Annotated in this window: 26 protein-coding genes; 13 read left to right on the plus strand and 13 right to left on the minus strand. The window is 63.2% G+C overall.

The window, feature by feature from the left end; genetic code table 11:
• Positions 1 to 29 precede the first annotated feature (29 nt).
• On the plus strand, positions 30 to 710 hold the full coding sequence (locus tag ACIQH5_RS16260; RefSeq protein WP_400405230.1) for a hypothetical protein: 681 nt from the start codon (positions 30 to 32) through the stop codon (positions 708 to 710).
• Positions 711 to 720: 10 nt separating this feature from the next.
• Positions 721 to 1,101: a response regulator transcription factor gene (locus ACIQH5_RS16265; RefSeq protein WP_400405233.1), complete on the plus strand. Its 381-nt coding sequence runs from the start codon at positions 721 to 723 to the stop codon at positions 1,099 to 1,101.
• On the opposite strand, the gene ACIQH5_RS16270 is transcribed toward ACIQH5_RS16265, so the two are convergent.
• Positions 1,090 to 1,905 carry a response regulator transcription factor gene (locus ACIQH5_RS16270; protein WP_400405236.1) on the minus strand — a complete coding sequence of 272 codons (816 nt, stop codon included), beginning with the start codon at positions 1,903 to 1,905 and terminating at the stop codon, positions 1,090 to 1,092. The genes ACIQH5_RS16265 and ACIQH5_RS16270 overlap by 12 nt on opposite strands.
• Positions 1,906 to 2,143: 238 nt before the next feature.
• On the opposite strand from ACIQH5_RS16270, the gene ACIQH5_RS16275 reads away from it, so the two are divergent.
• From ACIQH5_RS16275 to ACIQH5_RS16285, 3 genes are read left to right on the plus strand one after another with little or no spacing between them, the layout of a single operon-like run.
• Complete coding sequence (locus ACIQH5_RS16275; protein ID WP_400405239.1) at positions 2,144 to 3,322, plus strand: GGDEF domain-containing protein; 1,179 nt, start codon at positions 2,144 to 2,146, stop codon at positions 3,320 to 3,322.
• Positions 3,319 to 3,822 carry a hypothetical protein gene (locus ACIQH5_RS16280; protein WP_024819424.1) on the plus strand — a complete coding sequence of 168 codons (504 nt, stop codon included), beginning with the start codon at positions 3,319 to 3,321 and terminating at the stop codon, positions 3,820 to 3,822. The genes ACIQH5_RS16275 and ACIQH5_RS16280 overlap by 4 nt, the downstream gene beginning before the upstream one ends.
• Positions 3,819 to 5,252, plus strand: coding sequence for a putative bifunctional diguanylate cyclase/phosphodiesterase (locus tag ACIQH5_RS16285; RefSeq protein WP_400405241.1), 1,434 nt, complete (start codon positions 3,819 to 3,821; stop codon positions 5,250 to 5,252). Before ACIQH5_RS16280 ends, ACIQH5_RS16285 begins: the two co-directional genes overlap by 4 nt.
• Before the next feature lie 67 nt (positions 5,253 to 5,319).
• Here the strand turns inward: ACIQH5_RS16285 and purL are convergent, their stop codons facing one another.
• Genes purL through purS form a run of 3 tightly spaced genes read right to left on the minus strand, consistent with a single transcriptional unit; the run spans position 5,320 to position 8,649 of the window.
• Positions 5,320 to 7,629, minus strand: coding sequence for a phosphoribosylformylglycinamidine synthase subunit PurL (gene purL / locus ACIQH5_RS16290; RefSeq protein WP_400405244.1), 2,310 nt, complete (start codon positions 7,627 to 7,629; stop codon positions 5,320 to 5,322).
• Positions 7,626 to 8,396: a phosphoribosylformylglycinamidine synthase subunit PurQ gene (gene purQ, locus ACIQH5_RS16295; protein WP_400405247.1), complete on the minus strand. Its 771-nt coding sequence runs from the start codon at positions 8,394 to 8,396 to the stop codon at positions 7,626 to 7,628. The genes purL and purQ overlap by 4 nt, the downstream gene beginning before the upstream one ends.
• A 1-nt stretch (position 8,397) precedes the next feature.
• Complete coding sequence (gene purS / locus ACIQH5_RS16300) at positions 8,398 to 8,649, minus strand: phosphoribosylformylglycinamidine synthase subunit PurS (RefSeq protein WP_011773385.1); 252 nt, start codon at positions 8,647 to 8,649, stop codon at positions 8,398 to 8,400.
• Positions 8,650 to 8,955: 306 nt separating this feature from the next.
• Here purS and ACIQH5_RS16305 point away from each other — a divergent pair, with 306 nt between their 5' ends.
• Both ACIQH5_RS16305 and ACIQH5_RS16310 read left to right on the plus strand, forming a co-directional pair.
• Complete coding sequence (locus ACIQH5_RS16305; protein ID WP_024819428.1) at positions 8,956 to 9,138, plus strand: hypothetical protein; 183 nt, start codon at positions 8,956 to 8,958, stop codon at positions 9,136 to 9,138.
• A gap of 165 nt (positions 9,139 to 9,303) precedes the next feature.
• Positions 9,304 to 9,594 carry a DUF1540 domain-containing protein gene (locus ACIQH5_RS16310; protein ID WP_054808888.1) on the plus strand — a complete coding sequence of 97 codons (291 nt, stop codon included), beginning with the start codon at positions 9,304 to 9,306 and terminating at the stop codon, positions 9,592 to 9,594.
• A 62-nt stretch (positions 9,595 to 9,656) separates the two neighbouring features.
• Here ACIQH5_RS16310 and ACIQH5_RS16315 read toward each other — a convergent pair whose 3' ends face one another.
• Positions 9,657 to 10,625: a manganese catalase family protein gene (locus tag ACIQH5_RS16315; protein ID WP_400405250.1), complete on the minus strand. Its 969-nt coding sequence runs from the start codon at positions 10,623 to 10,625 to the stop codon at positions 9,657 to 9,659.
• Between the two features lie 144 nt (positions 10,626 to 10,769).
• Positions 10,770 to 11,708: a phosphoglycerate dehydrogenase gene (locus ACIQH5_RS16320; RefSeq protein ID WP_400405253.1), complete on the minus strand. Its 939-nt coding sequence runs from the start codon at positions 11,706 to 11,708 to the stop codon at positions 10,770 to 10,772.
• 182 nt (positions 11,709 to 11,890) lie between these two features.
• Between ACIQH5_RS16320 and ACIQH5_RS16325 the strand changes: the two genes are divergently transcribed.
• The 3 genes from ACIQH5_RS16325 to ACIQH5_RS16335 all read left to right on the plus strand — a co-directional run bounded on the left by ACIQH5_RS16325 (position 11,891) and on the right by ACIQH5_RS16335 (position 18,416).
• Positions 11,891 to 14,482 carry an exo-alpha-sialidase gene (locus ACIQH5_RS16325; RefSeq protein WP_400405256.1) on the plus strand — a complete coding sequence of 864 codons (2,592 nt, stop codon included), beginning with the start codon at positions 11,891 to 11,893 and terminating at the stop codon, positions 14,480 to 14,482.
• 281 nt (positions 14,483 to 14,763) lie between these two features.
• Entirely contained in the window at positions 14,764 to 17,850 is a 3,087-nt protein-coding gene (locus ACIQH5_RS16330) for a S8 family serine peptidase (RefSeq protein WP_400405342.1), read from the plus strand.
• Positions 17,851 to 17,993: 143 nt separating this feature from the next.
• Positions 17,994 to 18,416 (plus strand): hypothetical protein, encoded by a 423-nt coding sequence (locus ACIQH5_RS16335; RefSeq protein WP_400405258.1) that lies wholly within the window; start codon positions 17,994 to 17,996, stop codon positions 18,414 to 18,416.
• A gap of 3 nt (positions 18,417 to 18,419) precedes the next feature.
• On the opposite strand, the gene ACIQH5_RS16340 is transcribed toward ACIQH5_RS16335, so the two are convergent.
• From ACIQH5_RS16340 to ACIQH5_RS16355, 4 genes are all read right to left on the minus strand, one after another.
• Complete coding sequence (locus ACIQH5_RS16340; protein ID WP_400405261.1) at positions 18,420 to 18,854, minus strand: serine protease inhibitor; 435 nt, start codon at positions 18,852 to 18,854, stop codon at positions 18,420 to 18,422.
• 30 nt (positions 18,855 to 18,884) lie between these two features.
• The gene (locus tag ACIQH5_RS16345) at positions 18,885 to 19,823 is read right to left on the minus strand and encodes a 3-methyladenine DNA glycosylase (RefSeq protein WP_400405263.1); all 939 of its coding nucleotides are present in this window, start codon (positions 19,821 to 19,823) and stop codon (positions 18,885 to 18,887) included.
• Entirely contained in the window at positions 19,810 to 20,346 is a 537-nt protein-coding gene (locus ACIQH5_RS16350) for an SSI family serine proteinase inhibitor (protein ID WP_400405266.1), read from the minus strand. Before ACIQH5_RS16350 ends, ACIQH5_RS16345 begins: the two co-directional genes overlap by 14 nt.
• Positions 20,347 to 20,456: 110 nt before the next feature.
• The gene (locus tag ACIQH5_RS16355) at positions 20,457 to 20,924 is read right to left on the minus strand and encodes a MarR family winged helix-turn-helix transcriptional regulator (protein ID WP_400405268.1); all 468 of its coding nucleotides are present in this window, start codon (positions 20,922 to 20,924) and stop codon (positions 20,457 to 20,459) included.
• Positions 20,925 to 21,040: 116 nt separating this feature from the next.
• On the opposite strand from ACIQH5_RS16355, the gene ACIQH5_RS16360 reads away from it, so the two are divergent.
• From ACIQH5_RS16360 to ACIQH5_RS16370, 3 genes are all read left to right on the plus strand, one after another.
• On the plus strand, positions 21,041 to 21,265 hold the full coding sequence (locus tag ACIQH5_RS16360; protein WP_024819442.1) for a hypothetical protein: 225 nt from the start codon (positions 21,041 to 21,043) through the stop codon (positions 21,263 to 21,265).
• Positions 21,266 to 21,365: 100 nt separating this feature from the next.
• Positions 21,366 to 21,596, plus strand: a complete 231-nt coding sequence (locus ACIQH5_RS16365; protein ID WP_400405270.1) for a hypothetical protein — start codon at positions 21,366 to 21,368, stop codon at positions 21,594 to 21,596.
• A gap of 171 nt (positions 21,597 to 21,767) precedes the next feature.
• Positions 21,768 to 22,145, plus strand: coding sequence for a lipopolysaccharide assembly LapA domain-containing protein (locus ACIQH5_RS16370; RefSeq protein ID WP_400405273.1), 378 nt, complete (start codon positions 21,768 to 21,770; stop codon positions 22,143 to 22,145).
• Positions 22,146 to 22,249: 104 nt separating this feature from the next.
• On the opposite strand, the gene ACIQH5_RS16375 is transcribed toward ACIQH5_RS16370, so the two are convergent.
• The 3 genes from ACIQH5_RS16375 to ACIQH5_RS16385 form a co-directional block, all read right to left on the minus strand.
• Positions 22,250 to 22,549 (minus strand): DUF4193 domain-containing protein, encoded by a 300-nt coding sequence (locus ACIQH5_RS16375; protein ID WP_011773410.1) that lies wholly within the window; start codon positions 22,547 to 22,549, stop codon positions 22,250 to 22,252.
• Between the two features lie 156 nt (positions 22,550 to 22,705).
• A complete protein-coding gene (locus tag ACIQH5_RS16380; protein ID WP_400405275.1) occupies positions 22,706 to 25,201 on the minus strand; it encodes a beta-glucosidase in 2,496 nt (831 codons plus the stop codon).
• Entirely contained in the window at positions 25,202 to 26,482 is a 1,281-nt protein-coding gene (locus ACIQH5_RS16385) for an MFS transporter (protein WP_400405277.1), read from the minus strand.
• Positions 26,483 to 26,520: the final 38 nt, after the last annotated feature.

Raw genomic sequence — 26,520 nt, forward strand, 5'->3', positions numbered from 1 at the left:
TCACGCTGCTACTTCTGAAGGACGAAACAATGGGCTCTTCCCACACCCCGAAGCACCGGGCCGCGAGGCCTCGCAAGGTAGTCGCATCAGCGATCACTGCACTTTCTGTCGCGACCGTGCTGGCACTTACCGGCTGCTCAATACCGGGGCTTCCCGGGCCCACCGGCGCACCGGAAGTGGAACAGGCTGCGGCCATCGCTCCCACCGCTACCGAAACCCAGGCGGCACCTGCAGCAGCGGCGGTCCCGGTGCAACCCACCATCACAGGAGAGATGGCCAAGGGTTCGGTGTCCCACAAACTTGGGGCCGCGGAGAACCAGCTGGCCATTGACTACTGGACCACCCAGAACACTGCCAGCTGGACCCCGGATACGTCACCGATCATTCGGCTCAGCGCCAGCGTTGCCGGGACGGAGAAGAAAGTCATCAAGGTCACCCGCTTCAATGCCCGCGTCGATTCGACCGGCACCATCTTGGCCAATGACACCGGAGATTTCGCCGTCGATGCACCGCATTCCTACTCATCCAGTGTTGTTGTGCCGGGTGATGCGGCAGCGGTGAAGACCAGGCTCATCTTCACCATGGACCTGCTCACGGAAACAGCGCCCGGGTCCGGTGTCTACACCCGCCAAACCATCACGGATGACCTGGTTCTCGAATTCGCCCTGCCAGCGGTACCCGTTTCCCTCCCCGCGGCAGCACAGAACTAGGGGCTTGGCCATGGATATCCGCCGCGCGGTGGTCATTGAAGACGATCCCGACATCAGCTTCCTGATCAGCACCCTCCTGCAGGCAATGAACTACACCGTTAGCACCGCTGAGACCGGGCCCGCCGGGATTCTGGCCATCCGCGATGTGCAGCCCTCGCTCATCACTACGGATCTGGGATTGCCGGACCTCGAAGGCGTCGATGTCATCAGGGAGGCCCGGAAGAACACCACAGCACCAATTCTGGTGATCAGCGCAAGAGCCGACATTGCCGGCGTCGAGAATGCCATGGCGGCGGGAGCCAGCGGCTACCTGGCCAAGCCGTTCCGGCCGAGAATCCTGCAGGAGATTGTTGCGGCCCTCCAGGTTAGCGCTGAATCATCAGCGGGATAGCGCCAACCGGTACCCGACTCCACGGACCGTTTCCACCCAGAAGGGGGAAGTCGCCGAGTCGCCGAGCTTTCGCCGAAGGTTGGTGATGTGGACATGAATGGCTTTCGCGTCGGCATCGCTCCAGAAACCGTCCGGAGAAGCCTGGGTGCCGCGGAGGACCTGCGCAAGAGCGTCTTTGGTGAGCACAGTGCGCCCGGCCCTCAGCAGGGCATGAAGAAGGTCGAACTCCGACCGGGTCAACGCAAGCTCGGCTCCGGCCAGTTCCACAGTCCGGGCCTGCACGCTGAGGCGCAAGCCGTTGTGTTCCAGGACCTCATCGCCCGCCGGCAGCTCCCGGGCCTCTGCCGGGGCGGGTGAGCTTGCGAAATCAACGGCCAGTAGTTGCGCGGTTATGGGGGAACCATTCCTGCCACGCGGACGGCGGAGCAACGCTTCCACGCGGTACCTGAGTTCCCGCGGGCGGAACGGCTTGGTGACGTAATCGTCGGCGCCCGCTTCCAAACCAAGCAAGGTGTCCAGCTCTTGGGTGCGGGCGGAGAGAATCACAATATAGGCATCACTGAATTGACGGACTTGCCGCGCCACTTCGAATCCATCAATGTCCGCCAGCCCAAGGTCCAGTGTCACCACGTCCGGCTGGCGGCTCCGCACGCCTTCCACGCCTTCGAGGCCACTCTCAAACGCATGGACCGTAAAGCCGGCCTCCTTGAAAATGCCGATCAAGGCCATGCGGATATCGGCTTCGTCTTCAATGATGACAGCGGTCCGTGATCCCGGTGCGGGTGCTTGTGCGGAAACTTCCATGGTGACCCCCAAGGTTGAAACAATGTTCCTCGCTTGGTCAGCACGGTAGCACCGGATTCCCCCGAAATTCAGGCGCCTTAGTTTCTTGATGGACTCTTGACGTGCTGCAGCAGCAAATCTTGAGGATTGACGCACCGCCACTGATCTTGAGCCAATCTTGAGCAAACCCAGCATTGAGGTTGAGGAAGCCCCGGGACACTGAACTCAAAGCGAAGGATGACCAGCTGAGGGGGTTGGCATGGAGCTCGATGCATTCTCAGTGAGAGTTGCCCTGGGCGTGGTCACCGTGACGCTCCTGACGCTGTTCTGTACTTCCTTCCACCGCACACGCTCGCCGTACGCTGGCTGGTGGAGCCTGGCTTTGCTCGAGTTCATGGTGGGCAACGCCGCCTTCCTCCTCAATGGAACCCCGCACCAGATGTGGGCAAACCCCGTAGGCAACGTCCTCGTGGTGGCAGGTGCTTTCAGCGTTTGGGCCGGAGCTAAGACCCTCCGGGACCGGAAAGCCGCGCCGTGGCAGCTGGCCGTTGGTCCAGGCGTTACGGCCATCGCATCCTTTCTGGAAAGCCCGGGGAACAACGTCTGGTCCGGTGGCTTCGTCTATCTGGCCATGATGACCGTGGGCATAGCATTGGCCGCCTACGATCTCTGGTTCATCAAGTCCTCGCACTCACAGGTCCACAAAGCATTGTCCCTGGCTGCAGGCCTTCTGGCCGCCTACTACCTGGGCCGCTGGATGGTTTATGCCTTCGAAGGGCCGGCCAGCCACACGTTCCGAACCTACTTTGGGCCCGGACCTTCCGCACTGATATCCATGGTCCTTCTGGTCACCGTTTCCTTCAGCATGACAGCGTTGACCAGCGACCAACTCATCAAAGGCCTCCGCGAACGTGCCACCCGCGATCACCTGACGGGGCTCCTCAACCGTGGAGCCTTCCTGGACCTTGCCACCACTGAGCTGGACCGCCTGCACTCCACAGGATCCGGCGCAGCCGTGGTCCTGGCGGACCTGGACCACTTCAAAGCCGTCAACGATGAACACGGCCACGGGGCAGGGGATGTGGCCTTGCGCGCTTTTGCTGAAGCCTGCGTCTCCTCGGTCCGGTCCACGGACCTGATCGGACGGTATGGAGGGGAAGAATTCATTCTCTTCCTTCCGGGGGCAACGCTGGACCGGGCAGAGGACATCGCCACTGAAATCAGCCGGCGGATGGCAGCAATGCCCACCCCCGACGGCGTGGTGTTCCCCACCGTCAGCTACGGAGTGACATCAAGCATTCCCGCGTCCGCCGACCTCAATTTCATGATCGAGGTAGCTGATGCAGCCCTTTACAGCGCTAAGGCGCAGGGCAGAAACAGGATTGTAGGAGCCGACCGCCCGGAGGCGGCCACTATAGCGGATGAGGCAAGATCATGACCTTCAACGAACTGACCACCCGGATCCAGATCCAGCACACCCAGGAACTGTCCGCGTTCCGCCAGGACATCACCAGCGCACCCTACAAAGCAGGAACAGCCACCACGCTGAACGCTGATCGCCGCTCAGTCCGGATGGGTCCGGTTCAATCGGTGGAGGACAGCAACGCGAACCTGACCATAGTGGCCGACGTCGAAGGCCTCGCCTGGTTCACGGCGGACAAAGGCCTCCTGGGCAGCTGCATCACGGTGTCAATCGCCGGCCACCGCAGGAACACCGGCACCCGCGTTCATCTTCCCCTCGCAGAATGCGATGCCTGGATTGAGGCAATCCTCGGAGGGGCTTGGATCACCCACGTGTACCGCGCTGGCAACAAGGTGGAGCCGGGTGGCAGGTTGGACATCGCCTCCTACCGGCTTTTCCTGGACGAACGCCGCAACCCCGTCTCCAAGCCCCAGGCTGTTGCCGACTCAACGCTCCGACGCCTGGAAGAGTCGTGAGCGCCTCAAGGCCTCATGGACTGATTCCCGCTGATTCACGGATCGAAAAATCACGGGTCGAAAAACTGGAGCGGCACGTTCAGGCACTCATGCAGGAACTTCACCAGGCACGCTATGAGCAGCGCCGTGAGGCCCTCACGGACGCCCTCACCGGACTCGGCAACCGCCTCGCATTGGTGGACGCCTTTATCGAAGCCCGGGAAGCCACGGCCAACGGCGCCGTCCCGCCGGCACTCCTCCTCCTGAACCTGGACGGTTTCAGGGCCCTGAAGAACTCCGCCGGCCATGCCGCGGCGGACCAGATTCTGATCACGGTTGCCATGCGCATCCGGTCGGCCGTCCGGGAGAACGACGTCGTCACGCGCCTGGGCGGCGACGAATTCGCTGTGCTGTTGCCCGCCACCCCGCAAAACCGGGCCGCCGCCGTCGGAAACCGCATCCTGGCAGCGCTGGAACCAAACATCGACCTTGGGAACAACAGCATCCGCTGCGGTGCAAGCATTGGCCTGCGCACTGCGGAACCGCACCACAGCATTGAGGACCTTCTCCAAGAGGCCGATCTTGCCATGGAAGAGTCCAAGAACGAGGGCCGGAACAAACTCAAGGTGTTCGACCCCGCAACGCTGCACGCGCGCCTGCTGCAGCGGCAGATCGTGGGGGAACTCCGCGAAGCCATCCGTTCGGACCAGTTGGTCCTTTACTACCAGCCAATCGTGGAGCTCGCCACCGGAAGGATCGAAGGCTGCGAGGCCTTGGTCAGGTGGAAACACCCTGTGCATGGCCTGATCATGCCGGACCAGTTCATCCCCGTTGCCGAGGCTACCGGCCTGATCGCGGAATTGGGCAGATGGGTCCTGCGCACGGCCGCGGGGCAATTGCGGCGTTGGCGGAACGCCCCGGACACCGCACATCAGATCTTCTCCATGAGGATCAACGTCTCGGCTGCCGATCTTCAAAGCCTGGAGTTCGTGGATGACGTGAGCGAAGCTCTGGCGGAAGAAGGCCTGGCCCCTGAATCACTGGTGCTGGAGCTCACTGAGAGCGCCATCATCCACAACAACGAGCTGGACCGTTACACCTTGGCGAGCCTGCACAGGCTTGGTGTGGGGCTTGAGATCGACGACTTCGGTGCCGGCTATTCGTCCATGGGGTACCTGCGGAAACTGCCCGTGGACCGGGTAAAAGTGGACCGGCAATTCGTGAAGGACCTGGGCAAGGATCCTTCCCAGTTGGACTTCCTGGCCGCGATCCAGCAAGTCATCCGCTCCTGCGGACTGGAGGGTGTTTGGGAAGGGATCGAGACCGCCGAACAAGCAGAAGCCCTCCGAAGCATTGGCTGCGCGAGCGGCCAAGGCTACTACTTCGGCAGGCCGCTACCGGCGGCCGAGTTCACTGAACAGTTGGCACGGCTGCGGACCTGGCCGGCGTAAGCCCCCTCGGGCACGCGCAAGGCCCCGGCACTCTCCGAGCGCCGGGGCCTTGCGACGTTAGCTGTCCTTAGCCGAAGTACTTGGGCAGGGTAGCTTCGTGTGCTTCGCGGAGAGCGTCCAGGGAGAGCTCGTCCACGCCGTTGATCTCCAGCTTCCCACCGGCAGCGTCAACAACGCCGATCCGGAGGTGGGGGAAGCCGCGGGCGGTGCACATGTCCTTGAAACGGACTTCCTCGGAGCGCGGCACGGAAACGATGGCCCGGGCCTGCGTCTCGGAGAAGAGGGCCGTGAACAGGTCCACGCCGTCGCGCTCCATGAGTTCCTCAAGGGCGATGCGGGCACCCACGCCGTAGCGCAGCGAGGACTCCACCAAGGCAGCCGCGAGGCCACCTTCGGAGAGGTCGTGTGCTGCGTCAACCATGCCGTCGCGGGAAGCATTGATCAGGATCTCGCCCAAAGCGCGCTCTGCTGCGAGGTCAACCTTCGGCGGCAAGCCACCGAGGTGTCCGCGGAGGTTGGACCATTCCGAACCATCCAGCTCTGCTGCGGTGGTGCCCAGCAGGTAGATGGCCTGGCCATCCTCACGCCAGCCCGACGGCGTGCGGCGGGCGACGTCGTCGAGCTTGCCCAGAACAGCCACCACAGGGGAGGGGTGGATCGGCGTGGTGCCGGTCTGGTTGTAGAGCGAGACGTTGCCGCCGGTCACCGGGATGCCGAGTTCCATGCAGGCGTCGGACAGGCCACGGATGGCTTCGGCCAGCTGCCACATGACATCCGGATCCTCGGGGGAACCGAAGTTCAGGCAGTCGCTGACGGCCATCGGAACGGCGCCGGAGGTGGCCACGTTGCGGTAGGCCTCAGCCAGCGCGAGCTGTGCACCCTGGTAGGGCTCGAGGTAGGTGTAGCGGCCGTTGGCGTCGGTAGCCAAGGCAACGCCCAAGCCGGTTTCCTCGTCAACGCGGACCACGCCGGCGTCGTCCGGGAACGCCATGGCAGTGTTGCCGCCAACGTAGCGGTCGTACTGCTTGGTGATCCAGGCCTTGCTGCACATGTTCGGTGATGCAACCAGTTCGGTGACGGCTGCAGCCAGCTCGGTGGGAGCCGACGGACGGCCTGCGTCCTCCACGGAACCGGTGAAGGAGTTGGCCTGCACCGAGTCCTGCCACTCCGGGCGGGCAAACGGACGGTCGTAGACCGGGCCGTCGTGCGCAACGGTGCGGGGATCGACGTCGACGATTACTTCGCCTTCCCAGGTGATGATGAGGCGACCGGTGTCGGTAACTTCACCCAACCAGGAGTACTCCACGGCCCACTTGTCCATCACAGCTTCGAATGCGGCGATGTTCTCCGGGGTGACCACGGCCATCATGCGTTCCTGCGACTCGGACATGAGGATCTCGCCCGGGGTCAGCGTGGGGTCGCGGAGCAGGACCGAAGTCAGCTCCACTTCCATGCCGCCATCACCGTTGGACGCGAGCTCGGACGTAGCGCAGGAAATGCCTGCAGCGCCGAGGTCCTGGATGCCTTCAACCAGCGAGCCCTTGAAGAGCTCCAAGCAGCACTCAATGAGGACCTTCTCAGCGAAGGGGTCGCCCACCTGGACGGCCGGACGCTTGGACGGCTTGGTGTCATCGAAGGACTCGGACGCGAGCACCGAAGCGCCGCCAATGCCGTCGCCGCCGGTGCGTGCGCCGAACAGGACAACCTTGTTGCCCTTGCCGGAGGCGTTGGCCAGGCGGATGTCCTCGTGGCGCATGACGCCCACAGCCAGTGCGTTCACCAGCGGGTTGCCCTGGTAAACGGAGTCGAACACCATTTCGCCGCCGATGTTCGGCAGGCCCAGGCAGTTTCCGTAGCCACCGATGCCGGCAACAGCACCGTGCATGACGCGAGCGGTGTCCGGGTGGTCGATCGCACCGAAGCGCAACGGGTCCATCACGGCTACCGGGCGGGCACCCATGGAGATGATGTCGCGGACAATGCCGCCGATGCCGGTAGCGGCACCCTGGTACGGCTCAACGAACGACGGCGAGTTGTGGGACTCGATCTTGAACGTCACGGCCCAGCCGTCGCCCAAGTTGGTGACGCCGGCGTTCTCGCCGATGCCAACCAGCATGTCCTTCTTCATTTCCTCGGTGACCTTCTCGCCGAACTGGCGGAGGTGGTTCTTGGAGGACTTGTAGGAGCAGTGCTCGCTCCACATGACGGAGTACATGGCCAGCTCGGCGCCGGTGGGGCGGCGGCCGAGGACCTTGACGATCTCGTCGAATTCGTTCTGCTTCAGGCCCAGCTCAGCCCACGGGAGTTCTGTGTCCGGGGTCTTGGCAGCGTGCTCAACGGTGTCGATGTTGAACTTCTTGGTGGTTTCCGTGGTCACTTGTCGCCTCCCACAATCTTGGTCAAAACGGAGGTGAAGAAACCGAGGCCGTCGGTGTCGCGGGGAGCACCATCAAGAGACTCCGGGCCGAAGCCGGTTTCCACAGCGTGCTCGGGGTGCGGCATGAGGCCCACCACGTTGCCCGCGGCGTTGGAGATGCCCGCGATGTCGCGGCGGGAGCCGTTCGGGTTGAAGCCCACGTAGCGGAACACCACGCGGCCCTCAGCCTCAAGGGCATCCAGGGTCTTCTCGTCGGCGATGTACTGGCCGTCCTGGTTCTTCAACGGCACAATGATTTCCTGGCCGTCGGTGTAGTCCACGGTCCACGCAGTGTTGGCGTTTTCCACGCGCAACGTCTGGTCGCGGCAAATGAACTTCAGGTGGTCGTTCTTGATCATGGAGCCGGGCAGCAGGTGCGACTCGGTCAGGATCTGGAAACCATTGCAAATACCCAAAACGGGGAGCTTTGCGTCGGAGTTCGCGGCATCGATGATCTTGGACATCAACGGAGCGAAGCGCGAGATGGCACCGGCGCGGAGGTAGTCACCGTAGGAGAAACCGCCCGGGATGATGACAGCGTCAACATCGCCCAGTTCGGTGTCGGCATGCCAGAGCGGCACCGCCGTGGCGCCTGCAAGCCGCACTGCACGGGCGGCGTCGCGGTCGTCCAAGGTGCCGGGGAAGGTGACGACGCCGATCTTGGCGCCTGCCAAGCGGGGTTCTGCGGCGACGGCTACAGCCTCGCCAATCAGGGGGATCGACGTCATATCAGGCCTCGACGACCTCGACGTTGACAACATCCTCGATCACCGGGTTGGACAGGAGGGTCTCGGCAGCTTCGCGGGCCTGGGCCAGGATAGCGTCGGTCACCTCGCCGTCGACGGTCAGTTCGAAACGCTTGCCCTGGCGGACTGCGCTGAAGCTGTTGAAGCCGAGGCGGGGCAGTGCACCCACGATGGCCTTCCCCTGGGGGTCCAGAATCTCGGGCTTGGGCATGACGTCAACGACGATCCGGGGCATCCGGTAACTCCTGTGCGTGAGTTGGGTGAACCTTAAATAAGGCTGCCGCGGAGGTGCCGTCTCACGCCGTTCAGCCGCATTCAAACAGCGTCTTGAACACAGGGTTAAACACGGTGGTGAACTGCAATGTTTGAACGGCATGGGGGGCGCTCCGCGAGCTTGCACACCTATTCTACCGGGAGCGGCGCACATACCCTATTCAGCCGGATTGCGCGAGGACACCCCGCCGCGGCGGAGGAAATTGGACCAGATGAGGGCCCGACGGCGGTACTTTCGCCGGGTGGTTCGCGTCACTAGGATTGCGGCATGGCTGAGAAACCGAAATCGATGGTGCTGGGCGTTGTGGCTGCAGCCGTTTTTGCTGGTTTGGGCCGAATGGTCATCCAGAAGGTCCTGGCGGACCGGGCCGCGCGCAACAGCCGGGTGACCGTTCCCTTGGATGCTGAAACGCGTGCCAAAATCAGTGACGCCTTGCGCACCCCAAAGTAAGGGAAACCTCAGCTAATAACCTCCGTTTTTCGGCGTAATGCCGCGGATTAGAGCACATACAAATGCGCTATTCAAAGGGGTTAAATGGCAGCATTCCGGCGTAGTTTGGGTAGTACACGAGGGGCTCAGCCCCAGTACTATTCAGGATCCACACCAGGAGGAACAATGACCGAACACATTGCCGAAGTATCCGCCTGTAGCGTTGGCACGTGCGGATTTAACCACAACGGTTGCACCGCATTCGGAATCACCATCGGTGGCAGCCAGGACCACGCTTCCTGCGCCACGTTCATTGACACCAATGCCATGGGTGGCCTTCCGAAGGTCCTCGCCCACGTTGGTGCCTGCCAGCGCTCCGAGTGCGTCCACAACAACAACCTCATGTGCGAGGCACATGACGTCAAGGTGGGTCCCGGCCGCGAAGCTGCAGACTGCCTGACGTACGAGCACTCCTGATCTCTACCACCTACCAAAAGGGTCCCCGCCTCGGTTGAGGCGGGGACCCTTTTTGTGGTTCGTTATTTCTTCTTGGCCGGCGTGGACTTGGCTTCCTTGGGGCTGTCCGCGTCCTTCATTTCCTGTTCTGCCGTGGCCTGGATCAATGCCAGCAACTCCGGATCCAACCCAGGCGCAAATTCTTCCTTGCGTTCGGGGGAAATGGTGATGGGGAAACCGTCGGGCATGACGTCGGTACTGAGTTCCGTCCCATCATTGGAGGGCGAGGCCCCGCGGTAAAGCTTGCCTGCTTCGCTCAGGTTGTCTGCGCTGAACGTGTACTGGATGCTCTGCAGGCCCTTGTCCAAGAGCTTCTTCACCTCGGGGAACTGCTCGGCGTTGGTTTTGGGAATGGGGAGGACTTTGCCCCAGTTCACGCCCAAACTCTCCAATGCCTTGGCATAAGCATTCTCGTGCGCCTGGTCGCGGACAATCAGGTACGCGATGGTGGAACGCGCGGTCTTGTTGTCCGTCATTTCGTAGATGCGGCACTTTTGCAGCCTGCCCGTTGACTCCAGCATCAGGTTGTAGAGCAGGTCAAGGACCAAGTTGCCGCTGTTGTAGACGTACGATCCACTCCACGGGTTACCGGCGGCATCCACAGGCAAGGCACCTTGGGCGCCCACCAAGTAGTGGTGGATGTTGCTGGTGTCCAGCGCGATCTTCAGGGGAGTAGCTCCCCCTGCGCCCGGCTGGTCCACAGGATCGGACTTCTTGCCCTGATAGCGGGGTGAGCCGTCAAGGAGCTGGGAAATGGTGGTTCCGATGAGCTCCACATGGCTGATCTCTTCGGTGCCGATGCCCTGCAGTAGGTCCTTGTACGGTTTCGAGGCAGCATCACCCCGGAAATTCATGCTCTGGAACAGGTATTGCATCATGGTGCGCATCTCGCCGAACTGTCCGCCCAGACCTTCCTGGAGGGCATTGGCGGCTGCGGGATCCGGCTCGTCGGCGGCGATTTCATTGATGAGAAGCTGGGTGTGCAAGTACATACGTTTCCTCACGTTGTCTCATGCTCTGTGTGGGATGGAAACCCTCTGCTGGCCACCCCGGACCCACCTACCATAAGCATGCTTACTATTCGGGGGCAATGAAATTCTGTGAGGAACTGGATCCCTTGGGGAAAGGGGCGGGATCTAGCCGGCCACTTGGTTGGTGAGCGGCTTGCCTTCCTTGAGTGCTGTGACGTTCTCCGTGACCAGGCGCGCCGAGCCTTTGGGTCGGTTGCCTGCAACGTGCGGCGTGATGATCAGGTTAGGGGCGGCCCACAGCTTCGAATCGGCCGGCAGGGGTTCTACCTTGGTCACGTCCAATGCCGCTACGCGCAGGCGGCCCTCGGTAAGGGCTTCAAGAAGTGCGTCTTCGTCAACCGTGGCGCCGCGGCCCACGTTCACAAAGATTGCCGTGGACGGCAGGGCGGCGAGGACCTCTTTGTTCAGTGAGTCGGCGGTTTCCGGGGTGGCGGGCAGGATGGAGATCAGGACGTCCGTGGTCCTGAGGACGTCAGGCAGCTCTTCGGTTGAGACCACCGGGAAGCCGTAGCGCTCACCTGCAGAATTGGCGACGCCGGTGACCTCTGCCCCCAAGGCGGCCAGCAGGGGAGCGAGCCGCCCCGCAATGGAGCCGAAGCCCCAGATGGTGACCTTGGCGCCGTCGAGCGTGTAGAGCTGTTCGGTGGCGGGGTTGGACTGTTCGGCGTTGTACGACTGGTTCCAGGTGGCAGCTTTTTGGGACTCCTGCAGGACGTCCAGGCGGCGCACGGCTGCCAAAACCAGCGCCAGTGCGTGTTCGGCCACGGGGCCGTCATGGAGCGAGCGGCCTGAGGTAATGGCCACGGTGTCCGCGAAGCCGGCGGCGAGCACGGAGTCCGGGCCGGCCGCGAGCGTCTGGACCAGCCTGAGGTGGGGCATGGAGCGGGCGGCGTCGGCCAGGTTGTCGGAAGTGTTCCGCCAGACAACCAGGACGTCGGCGTCGCGGTGTTCTGCGGGGATCGGCTGGTCCACCTGATAGACGAAGACCTGGTCCTCAAGGGTGGAGAGGTCCAGCTCGATGGTGTCCGGGACGAGGATTTTCACGGCAACTCCAGTGCTCAAGGGTGTGTGGTTTCGAATGTGAGGCTACCGCTTCGCCCATCCGCCAGGTTCATTCCGGCTTCATCTCTGGCAATGTGACGCTGAACACCTTAGGGTATGAGGACGTCCCTAGGTTGTAGGACGTTCGACGTAGCACGTAGCACCCACTCGAAAGGACCCTCGATTTGAGATCTTCATCCTTTGCGCGAACAGCAGCGGTCGGCGCCCTCAGCGCCGCGCTCCTGGCTGGGCTCGGCCTTCCGGCCACGGCCGCCCCGATTCCCCCCAACAACCCCGCCGCAGCCCCGGGCACGTTCACCGAGGCCAACATCGGCGCGGATCGCACGGCAGCAAACTTCTTCTACCGGATTCCCGCCCTGACCTACCTGGGCAACAATGTGGTGCTCGCCGCCTGGGACGGACGTCCGGATTCAGCGGCGGACGCCCCCAACCCCAACTCGATCGTGCAGCGTCGCAGCACCGATGGCGGCCAGACGTGGGGGCCCGTCACGGTCATAGCGGCCGGACACGTTGGCGATGCCAGCGGCCCCAAGTATGGGTACAGCGACCCCTCCTACATTTACGACGCCGAGGCCGGCAAGGTTTTCGCCTTCTTCGTCTATTCCAAGGACCAAGGTTTCGGCGGCAGCCAGTTTGGCAACAACGACGCCGACAGGACAGTGATTTCCTCGGCAGTCATCGAATCCTCGGATGGAGGCGTCACCTGGAGCCAGCCGCGTCTCATCACCAACGTCACCAAGCCTGGAACCAGCAAGACCGGCCCCGTAGCCGGCGATGTCCGTTCCAACTTCGCGTCCTCCGGAGAGGGTATCCAGCTCAAGTACGGGCAGTACAAAGGCCGCCTGATCCAGCAGTACGCCGGGGACATCCGGCAGGCGGACGGCACCAACAAGATTCAGGCTTACAGCGTCTACTCCGATGACCACGGCGCCACCTGGCACAAGGGAGCCAACGTCGGGGACCGCATGGACGAGAACAAGACCGTTGAACTCTCCGATGGACGCGTGCTCCTGAACTCCCGGGACAACGCCAACCAGGGCTACCGCAAGGTTGCGATCTCCACGGACGGCGGCGCTACGTACGGCCCGGTCACTCAGGACACTGAGCTCCCGGATCCCGCCAACAACGGTGCCATCGCGCGCATGTTCCCGAACGCGGCGCAAGGCTCAGCTGATGCAAAGAAGCTGATTTTCACCAACGCCAACTCCAAAACCGGCCGCGAAAACGTCTCCGCCCGCGTCTCCTGCGACGACGGCGCCACCTGGCCCGGTGTCCGCACCATCCGTTCCGGCTTCTCCGCGTACTCCACGGTGACCCGCTTGGAAGAAGGCAAATTCGGCGTCCTCTACGAGGGCAATTACACGGACAACATGCCGTTCGCAAAGTTCGATGACGCCTGGCTGAACTACGCCTGCGCCCCGCTGTCTGTCCCGGCCGTCACCACTGCGCCCGGTGCTACGCAGCAGGTGCCCGTGACCGTCACCAACCAGGAAGCCAGCACCCTGTCCGGCGCAACTGCCACTGTCTACACGCCCTCTGGCTGGTCGGCCACCACGGTGCCGGTTCCCGACGTCGCGCCCGGCGCCTCGGCCACCGTCAACGTGGCGTTGACGGCGCCGGCCAACGCCAGCGGACCGCAAAATCTGAATGCGGCGTTCACCACCGCGAATGGCAGGGTTTCGCAGTTCACCTTCACCGCCACCGTGCCCGTGGCTCCGCAGGTGGGCCTGACCATCACGGGGACTGCGCCGGCCCGGGATGTCGTGGCCAGCCCCTACCAAGCAGGCGACGTCCTCAGCTACTCGCTCAACGTTAAGAGCACCGCCAACGTCACGGCCAACGCGGTACCGGTTTCCGGGAGCTTTGACTCCGGGTTCCTTCCGCCGTCGGCCCCCAACTGCCGGTACAACAACCTGGCTGCAGGTGCGAATTACACCTGCACCACGGCCAAACACGTGATCACGGCGGCAGACATTGAGCGCGGCTACTTTGTGCCGGAGGCGAGCTTCAGCATCACGGCCAGCGCGACGCCGTCACTCACTAAAACCGTCCCGTTCACCGGCGCTGCGGTGGCCCTGCGTGACGGACTGCTGACGGCGGAGATCAGCGGGGCGCGTGCCGACGTCGGGCGTGATCTGGCCACCCAGCCATACGCCGCCGGTGACTTGGTCCCGTATACCTTCACCGTGAAGAACACGAGCCCGCTGGTTGAAAAGATTGTCCCGACTGCCGGCAACTTCAGCCCCTTCCTTCCGGAGGGGCCGGGCAACTGCCGCTACAGCGTGCTGCCGTCCGGCCAGAGCTACCAGTGCACCACCCCGCGGCACACGGTGACTGCGGAAGAAGCTGCGCGGGGGTTCTTCGTCCCAACCAGCACCTGGGAAGTCAGTGCGGCGGGGCAGAGCAGCAAAACCATCACCGTGAATGGTGACCCGGTGGAGCTGAGGACCAAGCCGTCCTCTGAACCGGCCGTGACGCGCCAGAACCTGGGGACACCGCCCATTGACCTGGGCACCGCGGACAAGTACCGGGCCGGCCAGGAAGTGGTCCTGAACGGCCTTGACCAGGGTCAGTGGTACTACGTGTACCTGAACAAAACGGGGTACCGCCTCGGCTGGAACTTTCCAGGCGCGGATAACACGGTGAAGTTCATCCTTCCCGCGGATGTGAAGAACGGCCGTGACGACGTGGTGGTGCTGGATCAGGCCGGCGCCCAGGTGTCCTTCGACCGGCTTCAGGTGACGCCCAAGGGGTGAAGAATCGCTAGTGCTGTGACAAGACAAATTTCCTGAAATGTGCTCTATGTCATATTCGTCTCTCACTAGGTACTCTGTGACTCGGCTGGTTGCGCGGCTTTGACAAGAACTGTCAAAGGTTCAACCAACTAAAAGTTGACAGGCCCGGGCGATGGAGCCTTGGCCTCCCTCAGTGAAAGGTGCAACCACTCGTGAAATCACAAGGAAAGAGCTTCGTCAGAAGCGGGGGGCTTCGGAAGGCCGCGGCGCTCGCCGTCGGACTGCCGTTGCTGCTCTCTTCGATGGCGATGCCGGCCCAGGCCGCTCCCGCCCCGGAGACGCCCGGGAATGTTGCAGGCGTGGCCAAGAAGAACCTTGACCCCAGCGCCTACAAGGACGGCCGCTACATGGTGGTCCTTGCCGAGAAGCCTGCGGCTACTTACGACGGCGGGACGGCAGGACTCGCGCCCACCAAGCCGGAGGAGGGCAAAAAGCTCGACGGCGACAGCGCCGAGGTGAAGGAATACCAGCAGCACCTCCAGCAGAAGCAGCAGGAAGTGGCCACGCAGGAAAACATCACCATCGAGCGTGACTTCACCACAGCAGTCAACGGGTTCAGTGCCAACCTGACGGCAGACCAGGCCATCAACCTGGCCAAGGATCCCAAGGTCCTCATGGTGGCGCCGGACACGCAGTACGCCCCGGACTACTCAACCACCGACTTCCTCAAGCTCAGCGGCCCCAACGGTACCTGGGCCACGCAGTACGGTGGGCAGGACAACGCCGGCAAGGGCACCGTTGTTGGTGTGATCGACACCGGCTACACCCCCTCCAACCCGTTCTTTGCAGGAGAGCCGGTCGGTCCGCTGGTGGGCAACCCCCAGGTAGGCGTTCCCTACCGCACCGCTGACGGCAAGATCGCCATGCTGAAGGCCGATGGCGATACGTTCATCGGCGAATGCCAGGCCGGTACCGATACCGGCGCTGACTACGACGGCAGCGCCTGTAACTCCAAAGTCCTCAGCACCCACTACTTCGCCGACGCCTTCCTTGAAACAGTGCCGCCGGAAAACCGCGCCCCGGAAGAGGTCATCTCTCCCGTTGACGTGGACAGCCACGGCACCCACACGGCCAGCACCGCGGCGGGCAACGCCAACGTTGACGCCGTAGTGGACGGCCGCAGCTTCGGAACCACCAGCGGCATTGCACCCGCCGCCAAGCTCTCCGTGTACAAGGTCTGCTGGGAAGACACCGATCCCGCCACGGGTGGCTGCTACGGCTCAGCTTCCGTGGACGCTATTGAGCAGGCCATTCTGGACGGCGTGGACGTCCTGAACTACTCCATCTCAGGCTCCACCACGTCCACCACGGATCCCGTATCCCTGGCGTTCCTCTCGGCAGCTTCGGCAGGCATCTTCGTGGCAACCTCGGCAGGCAACTCCGGACCGACCGCCAGCACCGTGAACCACGGCGCTCCGTGGCTGACCACGGTTGCCGCTACCTCGTTCTCCCAGGAACTCCAAGGCACCGTTGAGTTCTCCGATGGCAGCAAATTCCGCGGAGCGTCCATCATGAACCGCGAAGTTCGCGGGGCCGGCGTCGTGCTGTCCACCAACGCTGGAAGCGGAGAAGGCAACGCGGCACTCTGTGCTCCCGGGTCCCTGGATCCGGCCAAGGTGGCCGGCAAGGTTGTGGTCTGTGACCGCGGCGTGGTTGACCGTACCGCCAAGAGCGCCGAAGTTCTGCGTGGCGGTGGCGTGGGCATGATCCTGGTGAACCTGACGGATTCTTCGCTGGACACGGACAAGCACGTTATTCCCACCGTTCACGTGAACCCGCCTGCAACGCAGACCATCAAGGACAAGGTCACGGCCAACCCGGCCATCACTGTGTCCCTGCTGAACCGCGACACCACGGGCTTGCCTGCTGAAGCGCAGCCGCAGATCGCTGGATTCTCCTCCCGCGGACCGCTGCTCGCTACCGACTCGGATCTGTTGAAGCCGGACGTATCCGCTCCCGGCGTCGCCATCCTCGCGGGTGTTTCGCCGATCGGAACAGGCGGAGACAACTTCGGTTTCCTCTCCGGAACGTCCATGGCCTCACCGCACGTGGCCGGTTTCGGCGCGCTGATCCTGGGCAAGAACCCGCAATGGTCCCCGGCTACCGTGAAGTCCGCCATGATGACCACGGCAGGCCCGGTCAAGCTGGCCAACGGCGCCATCAACAAGGACGTCTTCGCAACAGGTGCCGGACAGGTTGACCCTGCAAAGGTTCTCTCGCCGGGCCTCGTGTACGACGCCACCACGGAGGACTACCTCAAGTTCATCCAGGGCACCGGCATGGACCTGGGCATCGACGGACTCGGTACCACCGCTGCCCGTGACATGAACGTACCTTCCTTCGCGCTGGGCAACCTGGCCGGCAAGATCGAGGTCACCCGCACCGTCACCGCACTGACCCCGGGCCTGTACCGCGCCACGGTCAACGTCCCCGGCGTCAACGTCAAGGTCACCCCGTCCGTCCTGAACTTCGGGGCAGCCGGAGAGAAGAAGACGTTCAAGGTGCAGTTCGAGAACAACAATGCCGCCCTGGGCAAGTTCGCCATGGGTTCGCTGAGCTGGCAGGGTGCCAACAAGACAGTCACCTCGCCCATCGCCGTCCGGCCGCAGTCCGTCATTGCGGACAAGGCCCTGGCGTTCACGGGAACGGGGCCCAACGGCTCCGCCACCATCAACATCACCTCCGGCACCAACCTGCCGGTAGGTGTCACCGTTGATGGCCTGTCCAAGGCTGATTCCTCGGCAGTGGAACTGGTTCCGGGTCCCTTCGCAGGCGAGACCAACGCGTCCAATTATGTGAAGAAGGTGACCGTTGGTGAGGGCAGCGCCCTTGCCAAGTTCTCGGTGATCTCCTCCAACGAAGCCGCGGACTTCGACATGCTGGTCCTCACGCCTTCAGGCCAGCAGCTGCCGGCCGCGACGGCCTCGGCCAGTGAGACACTGTCTGTTCCCAACCCGGCACCCGGCGACTACTACGTGTTCGCCAACCTCTACGCCAGCCCCAACAACCAGCCCACCAAGGCCACTGTTGATGCTGCCGTCCTGGGTGCCAACCAAGGCAACGCCACCGTGACGCCGAATCCGATCCGCCTGGCCAATGGCAAGACGGGCCAGATCACGCTGAACTGGAAGAACCTGACCCCGGGTTCCTACATCGGCCGCCTGACCTTCGCAGGGACCAGCGAGCCGAGCTTCGTCACCGTCCTGGTCAACCCGGGCGGAGCCGTTGTGGTTCCGGACGAGGAAGACCCCAAGAAGGATAAGAAGGACAAGAAGCCGCGCGGCAAGATCCGCGCAGACGAGCCGACACAGAGCAACAACGCCGGCTAAGGCTTTCTTGATGTAGTAACTGATCCAATGACGGCAGTGGCCGGTGGGGATTCCCGCCGGCCACTGCTGTTCACGCAGTCACCGCGAGCCCGATGGTAGGTTCGAAGCAGTTCCCACACGATGATTCGCAACGAAAGGCCGGCATGTCCCAGCCAGGATCCGAACCGCAACCCGAGCACCAGCTGGACGGGCAGCACGCCTTCGCCGGCCAGCCTTACCCGCAGCCTTACCCTCAGGGATATCCGCAGCAGCAGTACGGCCAGCAGCGCTACCCGCAGCAGCCGTACGGCGAGCAGGACGGTCCGCCGTTCTACTTCCCGGACCTTGAGGGTGCCAACTTCAAGTCCAAAGCCACCACGTACGCCGTCATCGGGATCTTTTTCCTCGGCATCGTCTTTGGGCCCCTGGCCATCCGCAATGCAAACCGGGCAGAGGCCAACGGCGTACCGGCCACCTTTGGCAAGGTGGCCGGCTGGATTGTCACGGTGTTGTCAATCATCAACATCGTGTTCTGGGCAGCGATCCTTATTTTTGGAGCGGTCTACGGCAGCATGGGAGGAAGCTAGTCCCTACACGGCGCCCGTTGAGCCCCCAACGTTGCCCAGCAGCGACGCCATTGCCTTCCAGCGTGCGATCTCGCAGCCATCAGTCCTGCTGAACTGGCTGTGAACCTTCCGTCCCCGGAACCATCCCTTGACCACGGCTACCTGCGGGCCGCCATACTGCTGCGTGCAGATCCGGTCCGGGCGGGGCTCCGGGAAGAAGACTTCCTCGCCGAACTGCTCGACGGCGGCCATCGCCGACTGCGCGTCCGGCAAGTTTGAATCCACCGTGTCAGGGTCAGGCGACAGGATGCCCGCGGACGAACGTAGATGGAACACCCGGCTTTCAGCGCCAGGTTCCTCTGTCAGCGTGACCGTCAGGTCGATGTCGTACTCGCTCTTGGCTGTGTCGCTCTTGGCTGTGTCGCTGTTGCCAGTGTCGCTGTTCTCTGCGGAAACCATGGTGACCTTTCGCTGGTGGCGTGGGGGTGCTCAGGCAGCCAAGCCGCTCAGCTCGTCCAAGAGCGGCCCTAGTGCCTGGAGCACACGGGCCCGCAGCTCCTGGGATTCGGCCGCGAAAGCCCGCTGGTATTCAACGTACTCGGACTTGCCCTGCGGTGTCTCAATCCTGATGGGCGGGTAACCCCATTCTTCAAGATCGTAGGGTGACGCCTGCATATCCATCGCCCGGATGCGCCACGACAACTCGAAAGCGTCCATCACCAGCTCACTCGGCAAGGCAGGGGTTAACTTGTACGCCCATTTATAGAGGTCCATGTTGGCGTGCAGGCACCCCGTCTGTTCCATGGTCCGCTGGTTTTCGCGGGTGGGCGTGAGCTCATTCAGCGGGGTAGCGTCCGGTGTGTAGAAGCGGAAAGCATCAAAGTGCGAGCACCGGATGCGGTTCTCTTCAACCACGGTGTCCGTGCCCTCGCCGCCGAGCCTCAGCTTCAGGTATTCATGGCGCAGCTCAAACTTTTCCTGCCGGTACACCATGGCCCACTCGTGCAGCCCAAAGCACCCGAATTGGGCAGGCCGCTTGGCGGTGCCTGCGAGGATGATTCCGGCAAAACGCACGGCCTCGGCGCGGTCGGCCAGAAAGCCGTCCCGGTCAAAGGTGACCGCGGGCGTTCCTGGAGGCAGCCCCACTAAGGCGAGTTCGCCGTCATCGAGCGTTCGGTAGAACTTCCACGCGACGCGTTCCATAGCCCGTTCACCGATGAGGACCACACCGTGGCCGGGATGCCAACGCTGCAACTGGCCGGGCTTCTGCGTGTAATACGTGAAGAGGAAGTCCTCCACGGGGTGCTTCTTACCGGCCGAGCGCCGGGCCAGATACGGATCTGCATACTGCGCGACGCGCGCGTGGTGGGCTGCCTCCAGCCCGAGCCATTGCTCCTGGGGGAGGTGCCGCAGCCTAGAGGCCGCCATCTGATCCGAGGACGCTCTTCGCGGCGTCCCACAAGGCGATCTGGCAGCCGTCCGTGCGGTTGAAGGACGCGCTGACTTCTTTGCCGTCCACCGAACCGGTCACCTTGGCCGTAGCCGGGCCGCCGTACTGCATGGTGCAGGCCTGGTCCGTCCGGGTGGGGGCCGGGCTCAAGAGGGTGGGGCTGTTCTTGAGTGCGCTGCACGCTTCTGCGGCGGACGGGTGCTTGCTTTCGGCCGCGGGCGTGCCGCCTGTGCAGACGAGGGTGAAGGTCTGGGGCGAGGCTTCCGCAGTCTCAAGGAGCGTGATGGAGAGCTCGGCATTGCCTGCGCCGGTGGCTCCGGACGCGCTGGGCGCCGCTGACGTGCTGGGGCTGCTGCTTGAGGGAGCGCTGCTTGAAGAAGCGGACGACGACGGCGCCTGGGATGCGGTGTCCGTGGAACCTGGTGTGGGGGAGCCTGAGCATGCGGCGAGGCCAACGACGGCCAGTACTGCCAGTAAGGGCCGAACAAATCGCAGGTGCATGGAATCTCCTAGGTTGCGTCCATTTTACGTGGCACTTGTGGTGCCTGTTTCTCTGTTCGCTTCAAGGAGACCACTGGGCCAGTGTGCTTGGCTAGGGCCACGCCGGTTTGTTAGAGCGAGGTGTGACGCTGGGTGGCAGCGATTAGCCCGGTCATGGCCTGGTGGAGTTCAGCCACTTCCTCGCGGCTGAGCTGCAGGCGATCACGGATCTCGCCGGGGACAGCTGTTGCCTGTTCGCGGAGGGCAGCACCTTTCTCCGTCAGCTTGACCGCCAATGCCCGTTCGTTGCCGGGTACGCGCTCGCGGGTAATGAGCTCGGCTTCCTCGAGGCGACGCAGCAGCGGAGAGAGGGTGGCCGGTTCGTGGAGAAGGCTGTCGCTGATGTCCTTCAACGTGCGGGGGCTTCGTTCCCAGAGGGCCAGCATCACCAAATATTGGGGGTGGGTGAGCCCGAGCCGCTCCAGCACTGGCTTGTACACGCCCACAACGCTGCGCGAGGCCACGGTCAGGGCAAAGCACAGTTGGCGTTCCAAGAGGAGGTCATCGGCCTCCTGGGGGGATTCATCAATGGCTGTCATGGCTGCCTCCTGTGCTTGCTGCCAGATCTATTAGCGCACACTCTTCAATTAGTTAGTGCACTAATGATTAGCGTACTATGGACTCATTGAACCGCCTAAAAGAGGAGTCGATCCGCGTGGCCAAGGAGTCCTACACACGGAAATTCATGCGCGCCACTGGGAAGTTCAGGGTCATTTTCGGTCCTGCGCACAGCAGTTCCCTCGACCATGAGATGACCGAGGCAAACCGGAAGCTGCTCGCCCAACGCCAGGCTGAGACGCAGCAATGGGAAACCCTCCGCCGTCCCGATGGCAGCACCTACGTGGTGCCCCGGAATCCGGACGACAAGTCCCTGCGGTAGGTAGCCCTTTTTCCGTCTGTCGGGCGTAAAATTGCCTCACTGAACGGCGCGCACCAGCCCGGCCGCTTTTCTCTCTCCGGTAAGGAAGGAGGTGGAAAACATGGGACGCAGAATGGAAGGCTTCGTCCATGTGACCGAGCGGCTGCAGTCCGTTTTTGGACCGGCAACCCACGGCGATACGGACAGCCCGGTGGTGCACAGGCATGATGAATTCGAGACCGCTTCCGAGGCGGACCTGAAGAACTTCGACGTCGAGACCGACTCTCAGGGCCATCACTACGCAGTCCGGAACAATGATCCCGGACCGACCTCAACTGACTACAGCGTCTAAGTGGGGCGCTCGATACCGAAGGGCCGGAACGCGAACGCCGGCCCTTCCTTGCGTGCTGACCGGCTTACCACCTTGACCCTGGTCAGTTCACCGTGCAACTGTTGAGCAGCTAGTCAGCATGCTTATTATGTGAGTGGCATAGAAAGTGCTGGCGTACAAAGGGGGCTATCAATGAGTTTCCAAGACGATGCAGCAAAGGTTCCGGGGAGTGCCGCCGGCCCGGAGCCGGGTACTTCCCCTCAGCAGAGTGTGATTCCCCCGGAGCCAGGCCGCCACAGGCCAACCCGTACCGCCGCTTTGTGGGTGGCCGTAGCTGTTGGTTTGGTGGTCCTGGTGGTGTTGATCGCTTTCTTCGTCCAAAACCAGGACATGATCACGGTCCGGTTCTTTGGGCTGGAAGGGACCCTCGCCTTAGGCACCACACTCTTCATCGCCGCTGTAGGTGGAGGAGTGCTGGTTGCCCTCGCAGGTGGGGCCAGAATCCTTCAACTCAGGCTCTCGGACCATCGCCGCAAGAAGGCTGTTGGCGGGCCGGGCGGCGGCTACTAGCCTTAATTGCGGAAGGACCGGAGCGTGTGCTCCGGTCCTTCCGCAATTTAATCCCGACGGCGGCACTCCCTGACGATGTAAGTCCGCCGGGGTGGTGGGTCGTCTTAGCCTTCGCAGTCAGTGCAGTAGGCCACGCCATCTTTTTCGCGGGCAATCTGCGAACGGTGGCGGACCAGGAAGCAGGAGTGACAAGTGAACTCGTCGTTTGCCTGCGGGATGACCTGGATGACCAGTTCTTCAGCGACGATTTCGCCGCCGGGACCGTTGGCGTCGAGGCCATCGGTTTCGTCCAGTTCAAGCACGACACTCTTGGCCGTGGGAGCGCTGGCGGACTGGAGAGCCTGGAGGGACTGCTCCTGGTTCTCTTTTACATCGGTACGGAGTTCGTCGTAATCGGCTGCCACTTTTTTAATGCCTCTTCGTGTTAGGGGGTTACCGGGTATGCAACGTACAGCATGCCACGAAAATTCCATACCATACCCCAGTTCCACAGCTTGTGGCGAAAACCACGTGGGTGACGGGCAAAAAAACCCGCCACCCAGCGTCATTTTGCCTCTGTATTACCGAAGTTCAATGTCCAGCTCTTGGAAGTCGTCGGCCGCGTGGCGACCAACCAGCAACCGGAACGTGCCCTGCTCAAACTGCCAGCCGGCGTCGTAATGTGCAAACGCCTTGGCCGGGATGGTTATTTCCACACTCTCCGTCCCATTGGGGGCAAGGTGGGTTCCGGCGTAGCCGGCGAGCCAGCGCACAGGCCTTTCCACGGCGGATTCAGAGCGTTCCAGATAAACCTGGACTACTTCCCGTCCTGTGCGGGTACCGGTGTTCTTGACGGGGACGTGGACCACAACATCGTTCCCGGCGCTCACCACTTGGGGTGCGTGTGCCGCGCTGAGCTCGAACGTGGTGTATCCGAGGCCGTAACCGAAGGGGAGGGCCGGAGCCGCGCCGCCTTCGGCTTCCTGCTTCAGCCATGCCCGGTAGCCGATGTGGATTCCCTCCGAGTAGACCACCTTGCCGTCCACGGGTGTGGTGCTCAGGACGGGGACGTCCTCCAGCGCGGCGGGCCAGGTGGTGGGGAGGCGTCCTCCGGGTTCTTCGGCGCCCAACAGGATGTCCGCGATTGCGCTGCCGAACTCCTGGCCGCCGAACCAGCCCAGCAGGACCGCGTCCACGGTGTCCAGCCACGGCATGAGGACCGGCGATCCGGAGTTCACCACCACAACAGTGCGAGGGTTGGCTGCGGCCACCGCTTCCACCAACCGGTTTTGGTGGCCGGGAAGGTTCAGGTCCTTGCGATCGAAGCCCTCGGATTCGATGGCCGCGTTGGTGCCCACCACCACCACGGCTACATCGGAGGTACGGGCAGCTTCCACGGCGGCGTCGATCTCGGCCTGCGGATCCTCCACCACGGTCTCCTCGCCCAAGAGGATGGCCGTGAACGGAATGATTTGTTCCTTGGGCAGCTGGTACTCGGCCTCGATCCGGACGGTCTGACCAGCGGTGGTTTCCACGGGGTGGACAGTCTTGGGCGGATCGAACAGGGCGGCACCCAGGACTTCGGTGTCGTCCTCAAGCTCGCTGTTGAACACTTCAGTGCCGTCCAGGACAAAGCGGATCCGGCCCACGGTGCCGACGCCCAGGTGGTGAACGCCTGCTGTTTCGGCTGTCCAGTCCGCTTCCATGCGGATGGAGGCGGCGCCGTCGGGAATTCCGATGCCGAACCAGATCAGGTGCGACGCCAAGCGGTCTTCACCGGTGATCTCCGTGCCGTCTTCCGCCAGGAAAGTCACGCGGATTCCGGGGACGTCGGAGACCGGGTTGTGCAGCGAGGTGCGGGGGAACGGCTGAATGCCTTCGGCAACCTTGACGCCCCGCGCGTAGCTGACCTTGACGGCGCCGGGCAGTGCGTTCCTCAGGCCCTCCAGCGGCGAGACGGTGTACTTGGGCATCACGGTGGCGCTTCCGCCGCCCTGTGTGCGGGCCTCATCAGCGTTGTGGCCGATCACGGCAATGCTGCTGAGCGCCTTGGCGTCCAGCGGCAGGAGGCCCTTGTTGCGGACCAGCACGGCGCCGCGGACGGCTACTTCACGCGCGACGGCGGCACCGTCAAGTTGCGTGGGGAGCCGGGTCACAGCAGGTTCGAAGCCTTCGAGTGAACCGACGCGGGCTGCCAGGCGCAGGATTCGGGTGACCTTTTCCAGGATCGCCTCGCGGCTGACGCGGCCATCGCTAACGGCGGCAACGAGCTTGGCCCCCCAGTGGCCTACCGGGCCGGGCATCTCCAGGTCTTGGTGGGCGTTGGCGGCGTCGATGGAGCGAACACCGGTCCAGTCGGACACTACGACGCCGTCGAAGCCCCACTCGGTGGACAGCGGCGTCTCCAGCAGCTTGTTTTCGCTCGCGGTGGTGCCATTGATGGAGTTGTAAGAGCTCATCACCAGCCAGGCGCGGGCCTCCGTGATGGCGTCCTCGAACGCTGCAAGGTAGAGCTCGCGGAGCGGGCGTTCGTCCACCACGGAGTCCGCGGTGAAGCGTTCGGTCTCGGCCTCGTTGGCGAGGTAGTGCTTGGGAGTAGCGCCCACGCCCATGGACTGAACGCCGGCAACGTACCCGGCGGCCATGGTGGCGGTGAGCCGTGGATCCTCGCTCATGCACTCGAAGTGGCGGCCACCCAGCGGAGAGCGGTGCAGGTTGATGGTGGGGCCCAGGACGGCGTGGACGCCCTTGCGGCGGGCCTCCTGGCCAAGGACCTGGCCGTAGCGGCGGGCCGTTTCCACGCTCCACGTCGCGGACAAAGCCGACGACGACGGCAAGGAGACGGAGTCGTGGCGCTCATCGAAGTCTTCGCCGCGAACGCCCGCCGGGCCGTCGGACATGACCACGCGGGACAGGCCGATCTCCGGGATGGCGTGCGTGGACCAGACATCAGCGCCGGTCAGCAGCTGAACTTGCTGCTCGAGTGTCAGGCTCCGGGCGAGTTCACGGATCTTCGCTTCGGCGTCCGGGGATCCGGCCTGCGGCGCCGTGACGGCAGTTGCGAGTGTGGGATTCATTTATTTGACTCCTTTGATACGTGTGACGAGGAGGGCGCCGATGATGCCGACTACCGCACCTCCGAGGAACAATGCGGGGTAGCCGCCGAGGGCGATGACGGGGAAGGCGATAGCAGGCACCAGGGATTGGGGGAGGGCCTGGGCGATGTTGAAGACGCCGAAGGTCTTGGCATTCTCTGACTGATCGCTGGGCAGCAAGTCGGTAATAAGGGCTACATCCACGGCGCTGAAGACGCCCAAGCCCAAGCCCAGGATTCCTTGGCCCACCAGCACCTGGCCGGTGTTGGTGCTGGTGGCGATTACCACCAGGCCGCCCATCATGATGAGGGCAGAGATGATGACCATGCTCTTGCGCTTGCCAAGACGGTCACTGATCCAGCCCCCGGCAAGGCTGGTGATGACGGTGCCGGCAGAGCTCACCAAGGTTGCTTGGAACACCAGGCTGGTGACCTGCGTTTCCGCGACGCGGAGGTGGTCCGTGAAGAAGTACGGCAGGTAAAGGAGGCCGGCGCAGTAGCCCACATAGACCAGGAACTTGGTGACCCAAGCCCACCCCAGGCCGGGGTAATCCTTGGGGTTGAAGTAGAAGGAACCGAGGATTTCCTTGACGTTCAGCGGTGCCGGTTTCTCCGTGAGGACGCGGTCCTTGAACGTGAAGGCGAACGCAATGGCTATCGCCGTGCCCACAATCCCCGGCACAACGGCCATCTGCAAAGCGGTCTGGAACATTTGTGCGAAGAAAGCCGCCGCCACGAGGCCAATGGGCAACGTCATGCCGATGAGTCCGGAAAGGCGCCCGCGCTCCGCTGGACCCGCTTGGTCCGGGAGGGTTGCGACAAGGGCGGCCAGGGCTGCGTTGAAGCCCAGCTGTGCTACAACCCAGGCTACGAGGACGGTGCCGACTTCCGTGGCCAAACCCAGCATAAAGAGTGCCGCTAGGCCGATGAGGGAGCCACCCACGATCCAGGGTTTGCGCATCCCGAAGCGGGACGTGGTTCGGTCGCTGAGACGGCCAAAGAACGGGTTGGCCAGCAACGCGACAGCCGCTCCTACGCCCGCCACGAGGCTGAGCGCTCCGGCGCGTGTATCCGGTGTGGTGATCTCCGAGACCTTGATGGCGAGGACTACCAACGCGGGGGCAAGAACGGCCATCCAGAGGCCGGCACTCGCGATGGGCATGCCTATGACGTAGGCGCGGGAAGCGGCTTTGGGCGGGGTGCTTCCAAGCCCCGGGCTGACGGTTTCCGCGCCTGCCGCCTGCTGACTGAGATTGAGGGCCACATTGCCTCCTGATGAACGGTGACCCACCGTTGGGTCTT

This window comes from Paenarthrobacter sp. NPDC091711, from assembly GCF_044756605.1.
Taxonomy (GTDB): domain Bacteria; phylum Actinomycetota; class Actinomycetes; order Actinomycetales; family Micrococcaceae; genus Arthrobacter.

What these genes read in the sequence shown, in the direction of transcription:
- ACIQH5_RS16260 (WP_400405230.1), top strand. Translation starts at nt 30, where the DNA reads ATGGGCTCTTCCCACACCCCGAAGCACCGGGCCGCGAGGCCTCGCAAG.
- ACIQH5_RS16265 (WP_400405233.1), top strand. Translation starts at nt 721, where the DNA reads ATGGATATCCGCCGCGCGGTGGTCATTGAAGACGATCCCGACATCAGC.
- ACIQH5_RS16270 (WP_400405236.1), bottom strand. Translation starts at nt 1,905, where the DNA reads ATGGAAGTTTCCGCACAAGCACCCGCACCGGGATCACGGACCGCTGTC.
- ACIQH5_RS16275 (WP_400405239.1), top strand. Translation starts at nt 2,144, where the DNA reads ATGGAGCTCGATGCATTCTCAGTGAGAGTTGCCCTGGGCGTGGTCACC.
- ACIQH5_RS16280 (WP_024819424.1), top strand. Translation starts at nt 3,319, where the DNA reads ATGACCTTCAACGAACTGACCACCCGGATCCAGATCCAGCACACCCAG.
- purQ (WP_400405247.1), bottom strand. Translation starts at nt 8,396, where the DNA reads ATGACGTCGATCCCCCTGATTGGCGAGGCTGTAGCCGTCGCCGCAGAA.
- purS (WP_011773385.1), bottom strand. Translation starts at nt 8,649, where the DNA reads ATGCCCCGGATCGTCGTTGACGTCATGCCCAAGCCCGAGATTCTGGAC.
- ACIQH5_RS16305 (WP_024819428.1), top strand. Translation starts at nt 8,956, where the DNA reads ATGGCTGAGAAACCGAAATCGATGGTGCTGGGCGTTGTGGCTGCAGCC.
- ACIQH5_RS16310 (WP_054808888.1), top strand. Translation starts at nt 9,304, where the DNA reads ATGACCGAACACATTGCCGAAGTATCCGCCTGTAGCGTTGGCACGTGC.
- ACIQH5_RS16315 (WP_400405250.1), bottom strand. Translation starts at nt 10,625, where the DNA reads ATGTACTTGCACACCCAGCTTCTCATCAATGAAATCGCCGCCGACGAG.
- ACIQH5_RS16330 (WP_400405342.1), top strand. Translation starts at nt 14,764, where the DNA reads ATGGCGATGCCGGCCCAGGCCGCTCCCGCCCCGGAGACGCCCGGGAAT.
- ACIQH5_RS16335 (WP_400405258.1), top strand. Translation starts at nt 17,994, where the DNA reads ATGTCCCAGCCAGGATCCGAACCGCAACCCGAGCACCAGCTGGACGGG.
- ACIQH5_RS16340 (WP_400405261.1), bottom strand. Translation starts at nt 18,854, where the DNA reads ATGGTTTCCGCAGAGAACAGCGACACTGGCAACAGCGACACAGCCAAG.
- ACIQH5_RS16345 (WP_400405263.1), bottom strand. Translation starts at nt 19,823, where the DNA reads ATGGCGGCCTCTAGGCTGCGGCACCTCCCCCAGGAGCAATGGCTCGGG.
- ACIQH5_RS16350 (WP_400405266.1), bottom strand. Translation starts at nt 20,346, where the DNA reads ATGCACCTGCGATTTGTTCGGCCCTTACTGGCAGTACTGGCCGTCGTT.
- ACIQH5_RS16355 (WP_400405268.1), bottom strand. Translation starts at nt 20,924, where the DNA reads ATGACAGCCATTGATGAATCCCCCCAGGAGGCCGATGACCTCCTCTTG.
- ACIQH5_RS16365 (WP_400405270.1), top strand. Translation starts at nt 21,366, where the DNA reads ATGGGACGCAGAATGGAAGGCTTCGTCCATGTGACCGAGCGGCTGCAG.
- ACIQH5_RS16370 (WP_400405273.1), top strand. Translation starts at nt 21,768, where the DNA reads ATGAGTTTCCAAGACGATGCAGCAAAGGTTCCGGGGAGTGCCGCCGGC.
- ACIQH5_RS16380 (WP_400405275.1), bottom strand. Translation starts at nt 25,201, where the DNA reads ATGAATCCCACACTCGCAACTGCCGTCACGGCGCCGCAGGCCGGATCC.